The organism is Acidovorax sp. FG60, from assembly GCF_057808995.1.
The window spans coordinates 15,466-29,952 of record NZ_JBMDJC010000010.1; the positions used below are offsets into that span (position 1 = coordinate 15,466).

At 66.7% G+C, this 14,487-nt stretch carries 15 protein-coding genes; 13 read left to right on the plus strand and 2 right to left on the minus strand.

Annotated features, from left to right (window positions below; genetic code table 11):
* Positions 1–82: 82 nt before the first annotated feature.
* From ACODS0_RS15965 to ACODS0_RS15975, 3 genes are all read left to right on the plus strand, one after another.
* Entirely contained in the window at positions 83–2,092 is a 2,010-nt protein-coding gene (locus ACODS0_RS15965) for a ParB/RepB/Spo0J family partition protein (RefSeq protein ID WP_488835954.1), read from the plus strand.
* 343 nt (positions 2,093–2,435) lie between these two features.
* Positions 2,436–3,188, plus strand: coding sequence for a hypothetical protein (locus tag ACODS0_RS15970; protein ID WP_291096885.1), 753 nt, complete (start codon positions 2,436–2,438; stop codon positions 3,186–3,188).
* Positions 3,189–3,915: 727 nt separating this feature from the next.
* On the plus strand, positions 3,916–4,227 hold the full coding sequence (locus ACODS0_RS15975) for a DUF736 domain-containing protein (RefSeq protein WP_305723808.1): 312 nt from the start codon (positions 3,916–3,918) through the stop codon (positions 4,225–4,227).
* A 58-nt stretch (positions 4,228–4,285) separates the two neighbouring features.
* Here the strand turns inward: ACODS0_RS15975 and ACODS0_RS15980 are convergent, their stop codons facing one another.
* Positions 4,286–4,576, minus strand: coding sequence for a helix-turn-helix domain-containing protein (locus tag ACODS0_RS15980; RefSeq protein WP_291096890.1), 291 nt, complete (start codon positions 4,574–4,576; stop codon positions 4,286–4,288).
* Between the two features lie 311 nt (positions 4,577–4,887).
* On the opposite strand from ACODS0_RS15980, the gene ACODS0_RS15985 reads away from it, so the two are divergent.
* The 10 genes from ACODS0_RS15985 (at position 4,888) to ACODS0_RS16030 (ending at position 13,484) form a co-directional block, all read left to right on the plus strand.
* Positions 4,888–5,241, plus strand: coding sequence for a DUF2958 domain-containing protein (locus tag ACODS0_RS15985; protein WP_488835955.1), 354 nt, complete (start codon positions 4,888–4,890; stop codon positions 5,239–5,241).
* Positions 5,242–5,532: 291 nt separating this feature from the next.
* A complete protein-coding gene (locus tag ACODS0_RS15990; protein ID WP_488835956.1) occupies positions 5,533–6,363 on the plus strand; it encodes a DUF2285 domain-containing protein in 831 nt (276 codons plus the stop codon).
* Positions 6,364–6,447: 84 nt separating this feature from the next.
* Positions 6,448–6,756 carry a helix-turn-helix domain-containing protein gene (locus tag ACODS0_RS15995; RefSeq protein WP_488835957.1) on the plus strand — a complete coding sequence of 103 codons (309 nt, stop codon included), beginning with the start codon at positions 6,448–6,450 and terminating at the stop codon, positions 6,754–6,756.
* Between the two features lie 35 nt (positions 6,757–6,791).
* A complete protein-coding gene (locus tag ACODS0_RS16000) occupies positions 6,792–7,631 on the plus strand; it encodes a replication initiator protein A (protein ID WP_488835958.1) in 840 nt (279 codons plus the stop codon).
* Between the two features lie 244 nt (positions 7,632–7,875).
* Positions 7,876–8,514, plus strand: coding sequence for a ParA family partition ATPase (gene parA / locus ACODS0_RS16005; protein WP_488835959.1), 639 nt, complete (start codon positions 7,876–7,878; stop codon positions 8,512–8,514).
* Positions 8,511–8,783: a chromosome partitioning protein ParB gene (locus ACODS0_RS16010; RefSeq protein ID WP_488835960.1), complete on the plus strand. Its 273-nt coding sequence runs from the start codon at positions 8,511–8,513 to the stop codon at positions 8,781–8,783. The genes parA and ACODS0_RS16010 overlap by 4 nt, the downstream gene beginning before the upstream one ends.
* Positions 8,780–9,361: a DUF2840 domain-containing protein gene (locus tag ACODS0_RS16015; protein WP_488835961.1), complete on the plus strand. Its 582-nt coding sequence runs from the start codon at positions 8,780–8,782 to the stop codon at positions 9,359–9,361. The genes ACODS0_RS16010 and ACODS0_RS16015 overlap by 4 nt, the downstream gene beginning before the upstream one ends.
* Positions 9,358–9,921, plus strand: coding sequence for a S26 family signal peptidase (locus ACODS0_RS16020; protein WP_488835962.1), 564 nt, complete (start codon positions 9,358–9,360; stop codon positions 9,919–9,921). Before ACODS0_RS16015 ends, ACODS0_RS16020 begins: the two co-directional genes overlap by 4 nt.
* 271 nt (positions 9,922–10,192) lie before the next feature.
* A complete protein-coding gene (locus ACODS0_RS16025; protein ID WP_488835963.1) occupies positions 10,193–12,151 on the plus strand; it encodes a DUF3363 domain-containing protein in 1,959 nt (652 codons plus the stop codon).
* 394 nt (positions 12,152–12,545) lie between these two features.
* The gene (locus ACODS0_RS16030) at positions 12,546–13,484 is read left to right on the plus strand and encodes an IS481 family transposase (RefSeq protein ID WP_488835964.1); all 939 of its coding nucleotides are present in this window, start codon (positions 12,546–12,548) and stop codon (positions 13,482–13,484) included.
* On the opposite strand, the gene ACODS0_RS16035 is transcribed toward ACODS0_RS16030, so the two are convergent.
* The gene (locus ACODS0_RS16035) at positions 13,481–14,485 is read right to left on the minus strand and encodes a branched-chain amino acid ABC transporter permease (protein ID WP_488835965.1); all 1,005 of its coding nucleotides are present in this window, start codon (positions 14,483–14,485) and stop codon (positions 13,481–13,483) included. The genes ACODS0_RS16030 and ACODS0_RS16035 overlap by 4 nt on opposite strands.
* Positions 14,486–14,487 lie beyond the last annotated feature (2 nt).

The following is a 14,487-nucleotide window of genomic DNA, read 5'->3' on the forward strand; positions in this document are numbered from 1 at the left end:
CCCGCGCGCGGCGCGCGGGGCTTGGCCCTAACGCCGCGCACCGTCCCGTTTTTCTCACGCACCCACCCACCGGAGTTTCACCATGAACGCACTCACCCATCCCGAAGTCCAGGTCCTGCAAGCCATCCCCACACCGCAGGTGCCCGCCCAGCCCTCGCAGCAAATGCTGCTCGTGCCGCTGTCGCGGCTGCGCCCGTCGCGCCGCAACGTGCGCAAGACGGCAGGTCCGTCCATCGAAGCGCTGTCCGCCAGCATCGAACGCGTGGGCCTGCTGCAGAACCTCACCGTCACCCTGGCAGCGGACGGTGAGCACTACGAGGTGGTGGCCGGAGGCCGCCGCTTCGCAGCCCTCAAGCTGCTGGCCAAGAAGCGCCGCATCGCCAAGGATTGGGACGTGCCCTGCCTGCTGGTGGCCGACAGCAGCGCACGCACCGCCAGCCTCACCGAGAACGTGCAGCGCGAGGTCATGCACCCGGCCGACCAGTTCGAGGCCTTCGCCGCCCTGGTGGCCGAGGGTCGCCCGGTGGAAGACATCGCGGCCGACTTCGGCGTCACGCCGCTGGTGGTGCAGCGCCGCCTCAAACTCGCCAATGTCTCGCCCCACCTGATGGCCGACTACCGCGCCGAAGCCCTCAGCCTGGAGCAGTTGATGGCGCTGGCCGTGACCGATGACCACGCGGCCCAGGAGGCCGCGTTCTATGAAGCACCAGAATGGCAGCGCAGCCCGGTAGCGCTGCGCCAGCGCCTGACCGAACGGGAAGTCGGCGCCGACCATGCCCTGGTGCGCTTCGTCGGCCTGGATGCCTACACCGCGGCAGGGGGTAGCATCCGTCGCGACCTGTTCGCCGAGGACGAGGACACCGGCACCACCCTGACCGATGCAGCGCTGCTGGAGCGGCTGGTGCGCGAGAAGCTGGAGGCGCTGGCCGAGCCTGTGCGCGCCGAGGGCTGGGCCTGGGTGGAGGCGGTGCCGTACCTGAGCCCTGCCGAACGGCAAGCGTTCAAGAACGCACCTCGCACGCGCCGCGAACCCACGGCACGCGAGGTGCGGCGCATGGAGGTACTGCAAGGCCGCATCGCCCGCACTGATGCCGCGCTGGAACAAGCCTACGACGCGGACGACGAGGACAAGGCCGAAACCCTGCACCAGCGCCGCGAGGCCCTCGCGGCCGACCTGGAAGCCGTGCAGTCCCAGCTGAGCGGCCACGCGCCCGAGGTCCGGGCGATGGCCGGAGCCATCGTCACATTGGACCGAGAGGGGCAGCCCCTGATCCACCGGGGACTGTTGCGCGACGCCGAAGCCAAGGCGCTGCGCGCGCTGGAGGCGGTGCGCCAACGCGCCGGCAACGGCCAGCCCCCTGGCGGCGAAGGCAGCGATTCGGATGGACCACCCACGGGCGACACACTGCACGTCACGGAACACCTGTCCGACCGGCTGGCGCAGCGCCTGAGCGCCCACCGCACCGCCGCCCTGCAGATCGAACTGGCGCGCCAACCGCAGGTGGCACTGGCTGCGCTGGTGCACGCCCTGGTGCAGCAGGCCCTGCAGGGCGGCTATCGCAACGCCCTGCCCCTGGGTTTGCGCCTGAGCCTGCGTGATCGACTGGAAGACCTGGCACCCGACTGGCCCGAGTCGCCCGCCGCGCTCGCGCTGCGCGAACTGCGGCATGCCTGGGCCGACCGTCTGCCGCAGGAACCGGGCGAACTGTTCACTGCACTGCTGGACAAGTCCCAGGATGAACTGGTGCAACTGTTGGCGCTGTGCACCGCCCCAGCGGTGGACGTCGTGACGCCCCGCACGACCGCCAGTCAGCCCGGCGCTGAACTGGCGCAGGCGCTGGACCTTGACATGGCCGCTTGGTGGAAACCCACGGCCGAGAGCTATTTCCAGCACGTGCCCAAGGTCGCCGTCCTGAACGCGGTGGCGCAGTTCGCGCCGAATGAAGTGTCCCGCCTGTCCAAGCTCAAGAAAGCCGAGATTGCTCAGGAGGCCGAGCGACTGGCCGAGGGCAGCGGCTGGATGCCGGCCGTGTTCGGTCGCGAGGTGCCAGAATCAGTGAAGCACACAGAGGCGGAAGCATCTGACGATTGACGCAGGCAGGTCCGCGAAGCCCTGCAAGGCCCCTGCGCTTGCCGCCCGGGGCCTTGTAGCTTCCGACTTGGGTGCGCGCCGCATGGGCTGAACGGGGTCTCAAAAAAACGCCACACCGCCGCCTTCGATCAGGCGGCGGCGTGGCGGCGCGCAAGTGCTTGCACGAGCACTGGTGCCCACGCGATCGGCATCAGCGCATAGAATGCCAAGACAGCCGCGTCACGCTGAACCTGCTGCCGGGTTAAACGACGTTTCTCGCTTCCCTTCTCTGATCGCAGACCGTGTCCATTCCTCCGGTCGGTGCGTAATCGGCAGTCATCGACCATGCACAAAGGAATTTGGCATGTCTGATTCGACATTCTTCGTCTCCGCTGCGGCCGTGCGCAATCTCAAGCACAGTGCCCAGCACCGCGTCAGCGGTGTCTCGTCCGCTCATCTCAGTGAAGCCCTTGCGTCGGCGCTCGGCTTCAAGACGCATGCGGCGCTACGCGCTGCTCTCGCCGGTCGAACGACCGTCGAGGTGCCCAAGCCCAGCAATGCGCGCATGGTGCGGCGACTCCAGGAGCTGGGCTACAACGCCACAGGGGATCTGCGTCTGGTCCCCGAGTTCGAGCACTCGTACTCGCCGTTCCGCAACTTCCCCCTGAGCAAAAAGCGAAGTGCACGGTGGACGGGCTGGCGCAACCTGATGGTCGCTGCCATCAATGCGGGGCTGGAGCAGCGACTGTTCGGCCTGGAGCCCAGCGACAACTGGTGGCCCGGCGGCAATCCGCACAGCCAGCTTTGCAAGCGGCACATCTACCGCTTCGACCTTGAGGGTGGCCATATGGCCGTGGCCAGTGTGGATGCCATAAGCGGCGATGAACTGTCGATCAACGTGGTGCTTGATCCGCGGCATGAGGGCATTGAGCCCGACCGATTCAATGGTTTACGCGATGGCGACGCCCATGCTCACGCGTGGGTGGAGCGCCGTCTCGGCGCCTGGATTCAGGACGGCGGTGAGGACTTTTCCTGCAAGCGAGCGGTCCAGCCCTGGCTGGCTCAACTGGAGATCGACCCTATGGGCTATTCGGACCAGGGTAGCTTCTTCATGTGACCTGGGCTGTGGTGCGTCTGGGTGGGCGTGTCGGCGCCCAGCGCCGCCAGGCTCTCGGGCTGCGCCCCGTGCCGTCATAGCCGTCACGGCCCTTCGGCTTCGATCCTTCACGCCTGCGCACTGCGCTTGCCTGAGCGTGCCGGAAGCGTTCGTGCTTCGACTCCGGACCTAAATCACCCCGCTGCGCGAGCCGGGTGCTACGCCTCAGCTCGCTGCGCTGGGTTGCCTGGTGTGCCCTCTTCCCCCACGCTGGCGGGCATGACGCAGGGAGTGACGCAGACCGCAAGGTGTGGGCACCGTCCTGGTTGACCTGGCAGGCGGCGTGCGGTGTGGGGTGCCGGATGGATGCCGCAGGGGCTTCTAACGTTGTTGCGACTCTGACTGATGACGCAATGGTGGTGGCCGCTGAGGTCTCAACGCAGGCATGGTGAACGTGCTCGGCCATGAGGCCTTTCGGGAAAGGTGCGTCCCAGGCGTCCTTGTCTTGTCGTGAATCCTGGCGGGGTCGCGGCTGCGCCTCGGGCTAGATGGCCGCAACCGTACGGCCCAAGAAATTTCCCCTCCGCTGCGCGGATTCCTCGCGACGCAAATTTCCCGTGCCTACCGGTCCTCCACGCTGTTGCGGCCCCTTCGCTGCGCTGCGGGGTGCAGCCCGCCCGTCCCCCGCCTGACGGATCACAACAAGGACGCGATGGGCGCGACCTTGGCAACCCGAAAGGAAATCATCATGGCCAACATCGGCACCTTCACCGCTCAGAACGATGGCTTCATCGGCACCGTTCGCACCCTCACGCTCAACGTCAAGGTCAAGTTCGTGCGCAACGACAAGGGCAGCGAGAACGCCCCCGACTACCGCATCCAGGCCGGCACCGGCTACGACATCGGCGCCGCCTGGAAGAAGGTCAGCCAGTCCGAACGCCCTTACCTCTCGGTGACGCTGGACGACCCCTCGTTCCCGGCAACCATCTACGCCCGCCTGATCGAGGAAGAGGACGGCTCGCACAACCTGATCTGGTCGCGCAGCAAGCCCACGGCCTGACGGCCGGTTCGATCCCGTCGTCCAGGCGGGATCCATGCCGCAGGCCAAGCCTGCAGTCTCAGGCCGCGGTCGAACCCAGTTGGGCTTCGGTCGCGGCCATCAGGTCGGTCGCACCGCACTCCAGCGCTGCCGCGATCTTGAAGATCAGCGGCAGCGAGGGAATGTGCTCGCCGCGCTCGATCTTGCCCATGTGCGAGCGCTCGATGCCAGCCCGGTGCGCCAGCGCCTCCTGGGCCATGCCCTGCCCCGAGCGCAGCGCACGCACCGCCGCGCCGAAGGCTTGCGCCAGCTCGGCATCGAAGGTGGTGGCGCCGGCCGGACGGCCGGCCTGGATGGGACGCTTCTGCATGGACAGAAGCGTTCCGTTTAGAGACAATTAAAACCACGTTATCTTTAACTCATTACCGATTTGAGCGGCCGATTTGGTGAATCCCCTCATGGGTGTTTTCGTGCTTTTGCGTAACACTCGTGTATCCACGTAAAAACTCAAAGCCACATTGGCTCAATCGAGCATTCACGTCATGCCGACTTTCAGCCTTCGTGCAAGGGTGTTTTCTGCAAAAGTGACTCTGCACTTTTGCTGGGAGGCACGAAAGCGGCTTTGCGATTCGGTGCTTCTGATGCAACGCGCGTTTCCGCCCAACGCCACGCGCTCTGACCATGCCGGCTGAACCCCTCATCACCGACGAGCAGCGTGCGCAGCTGCTGGCCAATGGTCATGCCCGCGCCGCTGACGCGCAGGCCGACCTGTGGCCCGTGGTGCGCCTGTTCACGCCAGACGCGCACGCGACCTGGCTGCTCGCCGCCCTGAACCCCGCCGACGGCGACACCGCCTGGGGTCTGTGCGACGTGGGCATCGGCATGCCCGAGCTGGGCACCATCAGGCTGTCGGACCTCGCTGCCATCGTCGGTCCCGACCAGCTACCGGTGCGGCGCGACCGGCACTTTCATGCCATGCGGCCGATGTCAGAGTACCTGCGGCTGGCACAGGACAACGGCTCGATCACGGACTGAGCGCTCCGCGCGGCCACACACCAGACCGGGACGGTCTGAATGTCGCGAACACGCGATCGCCGTCACCATTCAGACCCAAACGGTCATGACGAACGCGCTGCACCACGCCATGGTCGGCCTCGCCACGATGGCATTGAGGCCACGTCGCCGTTGCCTCGTATGCGCTCACCGGGAGTCCGGCAACCTTCGGATGCCATGTCGCAGCCCTGCCCCCAAACGGTGGCTGACCGATGATTTCGTAGCCGGTGCCGACCGATGCGACGTCCCGCACGAGAACAGGGAGTTCGCACCATGGCAGACCTTGCCGGCGGCCAGCCACAGGCCGCACAACCGCCGCCCTGGCACGCCAGCGCGGCCTACCTCTACGCGCTTCATCTCGACGCACCGGCACTGGCCTGGGAGTATCTGCGACGCCACCCCGGCTACCGGTTGGCCTGGCGCATGCAGGCAACTGACGCCGGCGCAGCGCGGCCCTGGGGCCTGCGCACGCTGGAAGACCCGACGCTGGATGCGCGTGAGGCGCTGCCCCACTGGCTCAACACCCAGGCTCACGCCATCCGCGTGGTGCCCGACGACAACGCTGGGCCTGATGACTGCCCCTTCGAGTTCTGGCGCCTGCCCGGCCGCAAGGCCTTGCAGCACGATGGCCAAGGCCTCGTGCTCGCCGCGCGCTGGCCGGGTTGCTGCGCACGCATGGTGCTGGCGCCCGACCTGCAAGACGGCATGCCGCACGCCTTTGCAGTGCGCGCCTGCCGCGCCCCAGGCTCACGCTACCGCGACATCGCAGCCGAACTTGACCAACTGACTGCCGCCTGCCAGGCTGAACCGCTGGCCACGACGCAGCCGCGCCCCTGTCCTGCTGCACTTCAAACGCTACACACCCTACAGGCCCTCGATGCCAGCCAGGACGGCGCCTCGCTGCGCGAGATCGCAGAGGGCCTGTTCGGCGCGACGGAGGTCGCGACCAACTGGCACGCCGACAGCGCCTTGCGCGCCCGCGTGCGCCGCCTGGTGCAGCGTGGCCGCGCGCTGATGAATGGAGGCTACCGCGAGCTGGCTGGGCTCGGTCCGCTGCCAGCAAAACAGCAGGGACGAAACCGCACCACTCCAGATCATCCCTGAGCAGAACGCCCGCATTTCCTGAGACTGCCTCCACCCGGCTGCAACCCCGCAGCCGGACCTTCTGAACCGATGGAGGCGCCTCTCATGCGACCCTTTCCCTTGCGGCCTGCCGCCGCACCCGCCCACGCGCCACAGGCCACCGCACAAGCTGCAGCCAAGCCGCAACCGCCGCGCTACCTCACCAACGACGAGGCCGCCAACTACCTGCGTCTGTCCCCGCGCACCCTGGAAAAGCAGCGCGTCATCGGCGGCGGCCCGCGCTTTCGGAAGTTCGGCCGGCGTGTCATGTACGCAGTCACCGACCTCGACACATGGGCCGACCAGCGCAGCTTCGAGGCCACGTCCGACCCCGAGTACGCCGAGCACCACTCGGCCGACAGCCGTGCGCGCTGAGGGGCGCTGCGCGCCCTCTTCGCTGCCTGTTGCCGATGTCCTCACCCGCGCCACAGCGCCCTGTGGAACAGCTCGACCTGTTCCGCGCACTGCCGGGCGACATGGCGCCGCGCGACAGCCAGGACCTGATGGCCTATCCCTTCTTCTCACTGGCGAAGTCCCGGCGCACCAAGCCCATCGACTTTCGCAGCGGCAACGTTGCCATCCGGGTGGAGGGCACGCAGGAACACGGCATCGCCACCATCTGGGATGCCGACATCCTCATCTGGGCGGCCAGCCAGATCGTGGAGGCGCGCGATGCCGGAATCACCACCTCGCGGCTGATGCGCGCACGGCCCTACGAGATCCTGCGCTTCATCGGGCGCGGTGTGTCTCTGCGCGACTACCTGCGCCTCAAGGCCGCGCTGGATCGCCTGCAGTCCACCACCGTGGCCACCTCCATCCGAGAAACGACCGGGCGGCGACTGCACCGCTTTTCCTGGATCAACGAGTGGAAGGAACTGGCCGACGCCCGCGGCACGCCGCTGGGCATCGAGTTGATCCTGCCAGACTGGTTTTACGCGGGCGTGCTGGACGCCGCCCTGGTGCTCACCATCGACCCGGCCTACTTCGACCTGACCGGCGGCATCGAGCGCTGGCTCTACCGCCTGGTGCGCAAACACGGCGGGCACCAGCCTGGCGGCTGGCAGTTCGACTTCAAGCACCTGCACCGCAAGTCCGGCAGCACCGCCAAGCCACACGACTTCGCCTGCGACCTGCGCGCCCTGGTGGCACGGCAGACCATGCCAGGCTACCGCCTGGGCATCGTGCGCATGCCGGGCACGGGTGCAGAGGTACTGACGTTCCGACCGGTGCCACCCACGGCACGGGGATAAGCGGTTCATGGCCTGTGGACGGGCTCGTGCCATCGGGCGTGTCCCGCCTCGTGCTATCCGGCGTGCATCCCTCGTGCCATCAGGCGTGCCGATCGGCCGCCAGCCCAATGGCGGCGCGGGTTGTCGTCGGCCGTAACGTACCTAACCCAATTCATCTAACTGGTGGTGAGAGCGCGCTGTTTCGGTGGACAAGTGTCGACCGGCACGCTGCCGCCACCATGCTTCGAGCGGAAGGGACCACGTCGTGATCCTGGCCCTGCTCAACCAGAAAGGCGGCGTGGGCAAGACCACGCTGGCCACCCACGTCGCGGGCGAACTCGCGTTGCGTGGCCAGCAGGTGGTGCTGCTCGATGCGGACCCGCAGGGATCTGCCCTCGACTGGACCCAACGCCGCAGCCAGCAGGGCCTGCCCCGGCTGTTCAGCACCGTAGGCCTGGCCCGCGAAACCCTGCACCAGGAAGCGCCCGAGTTGGCCCGGCGGGTCGATCACGTCGTCATCGACGGCCCACCCCGCATCGCGGCGCTGGCGCGCTCCGCGTTGCTGGCGGCCGACCGCGTGGTCATCCCGGTGCAGCCCAGCCCCTACGACCTGTGGGCCAGCGCCGAGATGGTGGCGCTGATCCGAGAAGCCCAAGTCTTCCGCCCGGCGCTGCGTGCGGCCTTTGTCATCAACCGGCGCGTCAGCACCACCGTGATCGGCCGAGAAGCCCGCCAGGCGCTGGCCGAGCAGCCGCTGCCCGCGCTGCGCTCGGAGGTGCACCAGCGCATCGTGTTCGCCGACAGCGTGGCCGCCGGCCGGCTGGCCTGCGAAACCGCACCCGACAGCGCTGCCGCACGCGAGGTGACCGCCCTGGTCGATGAACTGCTGCGGTGGCCGTCATGACTGCGGAACACCCGTCGCGTGGCAAACGCATCGCCATCGGCGCACGCCCACCCGCCAACCCGCAGGCCGATGCCTGGGTGCGCCAGGGTGATGCCGAAAACCTGCAGAAAGGCGATCTGTTCACCGCCCGCCTGACGCTGGACGTCACTCCCGCCATGCGGGCGCGCATCAAGGTCTCGGCGTTCACCCAGGGCACCACTGTGGCCGAACTGCTGCGCGCTCTGTTGGAGCGCGAATTCCCGGAATCCCGTTCGGAGACATCCCCATGAACATGCACACCACGCCCGATGGCACGGTTGCGCCCAGCGCAACGCATTCGCCGCTGCCGCGACCTCTTCCGCTGCAACACAACCCGGCAAGAACCACGCCGCAGACCCGCGTCTCGCTGGCCTACGTCCACCAGCGGTTCAACCTCTACCTGCGCTTTGGGCAACCCGAACGTACCTTGCAACTCGACCACTGGCGGCGCTGTGCGATCTTCAAACCGTCGGCCGTCTTCTGCCGCGTGCGCTGGCAGGCCAACGACCACGGCACGACGCTGTGGCAGTTGATGGTGCTGCAGGCCGGCACGCCGCTGGACACCTTGCAGAGCCTGCCTGGCGTACGCCCTGGCGCGCGCCTGTTGCTGAACGCCGAAGGCGAACTCAAGGTACGCGCCGTGCTGCAGCAGATCGACGCCATCGAGGCCCAGGGCACCGACGCCTGCACCGTCGCCGCCGCGTACTGGGGCACGCTGGGAAACCGTCTTGCGGTCTGGACTGCTGGGCCGTCGGCCACTCCGCTGCAACTGCCGGCATATGGTGCCGACCGCCACGCCGCAGCGCTGGCCACGAGGGGCGCGTCATGAGCCGCTCGCGTGCTTCCATCCTTGCACTCGGCAGCGCAGCGGCCGTCGCATTGGCTGCACTCGCGTGGGCCTCGTTCGCAAAGCCCTTGCCGCGCCTGGTCTACAACCCATCTGACAGCGTGCCCGTGGGCTGGTACCGCGTCGATCCGATGCTGCAACAACCAGCGTCTGACACCACACTGAAGTCCGCACCGCTGCAGGTCGGCAGCATCGTGCTTGTACGCCTTCCTGCCCACGCCGCTGCACTGGCCGCGCAGCGCGGCTACCTGCCGCTGCAGGTTCCGTTGCTCAAACGCGTGGGCGCTGTGGCGCCACAACGCGTGTGCACCATTGGCCAGGCCTTGCGTATCGACGGCCACACTGTGGCCACCACCTTGCGCGCGGACCGCTTGGGTCGCCCGCTGCACGGCTGGCCGCAGTGCCGACGCTTGCGGACTGGCGAGGTCTTCCTGCTCAGCTTGACTAACTCGGCGTCGTTCGACAGCCGCTATTTCGGGCCGGTGCGCAGCGCAGATGTCATCGGCACCGCGCACCCGCTGTGGCTGGAGGCCCAGCCATGACGGCCGCGCGACGGCTGTCGCTGCAGCCGCCAGTGCATCGCCTCACCGTGCCCGCCGGCCCGGTGGACGGCACAGGTGCACGGGGAAAGATGCAGGGCAAGATAAAAGGTCGCGGCACCATACCGCTTGAAAACCCTGTCTGCACGTGGGGGTGGCGCGGCACGCGCCAAGAGGCGGCAGCGTGCTGCGAAAGTGCGCAATGCCGCATCGGCATCGGTGAAAGCGCGTGCTTCGCACGCTCAGCTACGCTGATCTTGGATGGAGGCGCAGGATGAGCCGCAGCGATGACGACCGCTTTGGCATCCGTCCTGGCACGCCCAAACAGCGTGATGACGCCTTCATCAACAAAGTGATGCGCCAGACCAACAAGGCCGGTGCCAAGTTCGGCAAAGCAGTCGGCAAGGTCGGCCAGCGACCTGGTTCTCGGCTGGGACGTGGCCATGTCGCAGCTCGCTTCGCAAGGGCCTCGCTCACGCCCAGTGCCCGGCGTGTGACGATCAAGGCGCGGCTGGTCAATCTGGCCAAGGCCGGGCCGCGCTCTACCGTCGCGCACCTGCGCTACATCGAGCGCGAGGGCGTCGATCGTCAGGGCGGTCCTGGCCATGCCTACGGTCCGACCGCTGACACGGCGGACACCACCTCTTTCGAGGCGCGAGGGCGCGAGGATCGGCACCAGTTTCGCTTTATCGTCTCGCCGGAGGATGCCGAACAGCTCGATGACCTGCGCACCTACACCCGGCATCTGATGGCGCGCATAGAGGCCGACCTGGGCACGCGGCTGGACTGGGTGGCGGTGGATCACTGGAACACCGACAACCCACACACGCACGTCGTCCTGCGCGGCAAGGACGACACCGGCAAAGACCTCGTTATCTCCCACGATTACATCGCCGTTGGGATGCGCCACCGAGCCGCCGAACTTGCAACCGAATGGCTTGGTCCGCGCACCGAGTTGGAGATCCAGCGGACTATGCAACGCGAAGTCGACCATGAGCGGTGGACCAGTTTGGATCGCGCCTTGCAACGCGAGGCCAAGGATGGTCTGGTGCTGCCGGAGACGCTGAAAGATCCCGGGTTGCAACGTCAGAGGCAAATGCTGATCGGACGCCTGCAGCGCTTGCAATGCATGGGGCTGGCGAACGAGCAACAGCCCGGCGTGTGGACCATTCATCCCGAGACCGAGCCGACACTAAGGGCCATGGGTGAGCGCGGCGACATCATCCGCAACATGCAGCGCGCCATGAGCGGCAAGCAGTGTGAGTTCGCCGTGTTCCAGCCTGGCGCGGATGGCCACACCATCGTAGGCCGCGTTGCCGCTAAAGGGCTGGCAGACGAGCTGTACAACAAGGGCTATCTGGTCATCGACGGGACCGACGGCAAGGCTCACTACGTTGCTCTGCCACCCAGGTCGGAACTTGAGCAATACCCCACAGGCGCAGTGGTAGAGGTGAAAGGTTCTACCGACGTGCGAGCGGCAGACCGGAACATCGCCGCGCTGTCGGAGAACGGCATCTATCGCACCGACCATCACCTAGCGCTCGCCCAAGGTCAGGCCACGCCCAATCGCGAATCGCGCGAGGTGGTGGCCGCGCATGTGCGCCGGCTCGAAGCCCTGCGCCGCGCCGGCATCGTGGAGCGCGAGGCCGAAGGCGTTTGGCGCATACCCGGTGACCTGGCCGAACAAGGCCTCCAATACGATGTCCAGCGCCTGGGCGGTGGCGTGGCGGTGGTACTGAAGTCGCACCTGCCCATCGAGCGGCAGACCCGCGTGATCGGCGCGACCTGGCTGGATCGGCAGTTGATCAGCGGTGGCAAGGGGCTGGGAGATTTGGGCTTTGGCGGGGAGGTCAAGGCCGCGCTGCAGCAACGGGTTGATTTTCTAACCGAACAGGGGCTGGCCGAGCGGCGGGGGCCGCGGGTGATCTTGGCGCGCAACCTGCTGGCAACGCTGCGCAGCCGGAATGTCGCGCATGCCGCGAAAGACTTGGCCGCCGAAACTGGCCTGGAGCACCGGCCCATGGCCGACGGCCAGCGCGTGGCGGGCATTTACCGCCGCAGCATCATGCTGGCCAGCGGACGCTACGCTATGCTCGATGACGGCATGGGGTTTCGCCTGGTGCCATGGAGTCCTGTCATCGAACAACGGCTCGGTATGCCGATTTCTGCGCAGGTACATGACGGCCGCGTATCCTGGCAAATCCGATGGCAGCAGGGCTTGTCTGTTATCTGAAGCCGACAGCATATCGAGCACCCACTGCACAGATCCGTTTACAAGCCCTCTCGATGTTGACGACCGGAATGCGCCCGATGCTCATGCTGCGCAGCCCTACCTGTCTGGGGATCAGCACTTGGCCGGAAATCACGCCAGTGGCGGCGTTTCCCATGTAGGCCGCCTGCTGTTGGGACGGAGTGATGTCCGCATCGGCGCGGCCTCGCCGATCGCGTCGGCAGCGAGCGATTTGAGGCTGCGGTCAATGTGCTTGCCGAAACGGGCATGCCCGTACCCCCGACGAAGACGGCTGCATGGAAAGCGCCTAGGTGTTGTGTCTCAATAGGTTGTTCACCCGAATGGTTCTGGGAGACTGGAGGTACCACGCTTCAGGATCACAGAGGAATCCCACCGGATGAACAGCCATAAGAATGCCAGACTCACCTTCGAAGGGCGTAAATTGTTCGTAGAGCGCATCGCCGTCATGGGGCTGATGCCTGCGGCCTCGGCCGCAGGCATCAGCGAGCGCACCGCCCGTAAATGGCTCAAGCGCTTTGCCGAACAAGGCCTGGCCGGCTTGTATGACCGCAGCTCGCGCCCGCAGACTACACGCACGACATGCGACGCGGCGCTGTGCCGGCGCATTGAACAGCTGCGTCGCAGCCGTATGCCCATGCGCAGCATTGCCCGGATCGTCGGGCGCAGCGTGTCAACCATCAGTCGTCTGCTCGCTCGCCTGGGCCTGTCCAGCCTCAAAGCCCTGGAGCCTGCGAATCTCGCGGTGCGCTATGAGCGTCAAAGGCCCGGCGAGCTGCTGCACATGGACACCAAGAAGCTCGGACGCATCGTCGTCACGGGCCACCGCGCCACTGGCGATCCACGCGACCACACCCGAGGTGCAGGCTGGGAGTTCGCACATGTGGCCATCGACGACCACTCCCGCGTAGGCTTCGTACAAATGCACGCTGATGAGCGCAAGGGCTCGGCCGTGGAATTCCTCAAGGCTAGTGTTGCCCACTACGCGGCCTTGGGCGTGAAGATCGAGCGGTTGATCACCGATAACGGCGCGGCCTACCGCTCACGTCTGTTTGCACAGACCTGCCAGGCCATGGGTATCAAGCACAGCTTCACTAAGCCCTATCGGCCGCAGACCAATGGCAAGGCCGAGCGCTTTATCCAGACTTGCCTGCGTGAGTGGGCCTATGGCCGCGTGTGGTCAAACAGCGCCGAGCGAACGGCCGGGCTGCCCGCATTCCTGAGCTACTACAACGCCCGAAGGCCTCACTCAGCCCTCGGGCACAAACCTCCCGCATCCAGACTCGGCGGGAATAACCTATTGCAACTCAACACCTAGGGCTGGGTGGATGAGGAATTTTCGCGGCTGCGCCAGAGGCCGGTGATCCAGCCGCTCAAGCCATTGGGGGCTAGGAAAACCATTGCGAGCAGTGCGAAGCCGAAGATCATCCACGGGGCGGATTGTGACAGGCTCTCGGCCAAGTTGGGCGTGAGCACGATGAAGGCGGCTCCCAAGAAGGCGCCCCACAGGCTCCGCACCCCACCCACGAAGCTACCCACCAACAGGGACACTGAGAGCAGGAAGGGAAAGTTCTCGGGCGCCACGAACTGGCCCGCCACCACGCTCAGAGCACCGGCCAAGCCAGTGAACGACGCGCTGAGGCCGAACATCTGCGTGCGCAGAGCGGTGATGTCGAGCCCGCCCGCCGCCGCCGCGAGCGGTTGGTCGCGCGAGGCGTCCACAAGGCGGCCGAACTGCGAGCCGAGAATCCGCCGAGCCAGCAGGAAGGCGCACAGCGCGCAGGCTGCAACGCAGGCCATGATGGCCCAGTCCGCCCGGTCGGCCAGCGCCCCTGGGAACACAGGCTTTTCAAGGACGATCCCCGCCACGCCGCCGGTCAGCCACTCGATCTTCTTCCACTTGAGCGCCTGCGGCGTCACTACAGCCACCGCGAAGGTTGACAGTGCCAAGTAGAGCATAGGCAGCCGCAGCGCCGGGAAGCCGAAAAGAAACCCAGTCGCAAAGCACAGCACCATCGCCACCGGCACGCCCACGTAGAACGGCCAGCCCAGCTGGTGCGAGAGCACCGCCGCCGTATAGGCACCGATGGCGAAGAAGGCGCTGTGGCCGAGCGAGATCTGGCCCGTGTAGCCGGTGAGCAAGTTCAGGCCCATGATGGCAATGCCGTAGATCAACACTTGCGTCATCACGTACAACTGGTAGCTTTGCCAGCCAAAGGACCAGGCCAGCAGCGTGAGACCGGCCGCCAAGGCCGCCCATCGCAACCAGGCGGGCGACGCCGCCGGGCAGGTAGTGAGAGGGGTGTTCAGGGTGTTCATGC

Coding starts and splice junctions, on each gene's coding strand:
- ACODS0_RS15965 (WP_488835954.1), top strand. CDS start 83: ATGAACGCACTCACCCATCCCGAAGTCCAGGTCCTGCAAGCCATCCCC.
- ACODS0_RS15970 (WP_291096885.1), top strand. CDS start 2,436: ATGTCTGATTCGACATTCTTCGTCTCCGCTGCGGCCGTGCGCAATCTC.
- ACODS0_RS15975 (WP_305723808.1), top strand. CDS start 3,916: ATGGCCAACATCGGCACCTTCACCGCTCAGAACGATGGCTTCATCGGC.
- ACODS0_RS15980 (WP_291096890.1), bottom strand. CDS start 4,576: ATGCAGAAGCGTCCCATCCAGGCCGGCCGTCCGGCCGGCGCCACCACC.
- ACODS0_RS15985 (WP_488835955.1), top strand. CDS start 4,888: ATGCCGGCTGAACCCCTCATCACCGACGAGCAGCGTGCGCAGCTGCTG.
- ACODS0_RS15990 (WP_488835956.1), top strand. CDS start 5,533: ATGGCAGACCTTGCCGGCGGCCAGCCACAGGCCGCACAACCGCCGCCC.
- ACODS0_RS15995 (WP_488835957.1), top strand. CDS start 6,448: ATGCGACCCTTTCCCTTGCGGCCTGCCGCCGCACCCGCCCACGCGCCA.
- ACODS0_RS16000 (WP_488835958.1), top strand. CDS start 6,792: ATGTCCTCACCCGCGCCACAGCGCCCTGTGGAACAGCTCGACCTGTTC.
- ACODS0_RS16010 (WP_488835960.1), top strand. CDS start 8,511: ATGACTGCGGAACACCCGTCGCGTGGCAAACGCATCGCCATCGGCGCA.
- ACODS0_RS16015 (WP_488835961.1), top strand. CDS start 8,780: ATGAACATGCACACCACGCCCGATGGCACGGTTGCGCCCAGCGCAACG.
- ACODS0_RS16020 (WP_488835962.1), top strand. CDS start 9,358: ATGAGCCGCTCGCGTGCTTCCATCCTTGCACTCGGCAGCGCAGCGGCC.
- ACODS0_RS16025 (WP_488835963.1), top strand. CDS start 10,193: ATGAGCCGCAGCGATGACGACCGCTTTGGCATCCGTCCTGGCACGCCC.
- ACODS0_RS16030 (WP_488835964.1), top strand. CDS start 12,546: ATGAACAGCCATAAGAATGCCAGACTCACCTTCGAAGGGCGTAAATTG.
- ACODS0_RS16035 (WP_488835965.1), bottom strand. CDS start 14,485: ATGAACACCCTGAACACCCCTCTCACTACCTGCCCGGCGGCGTCGCCC.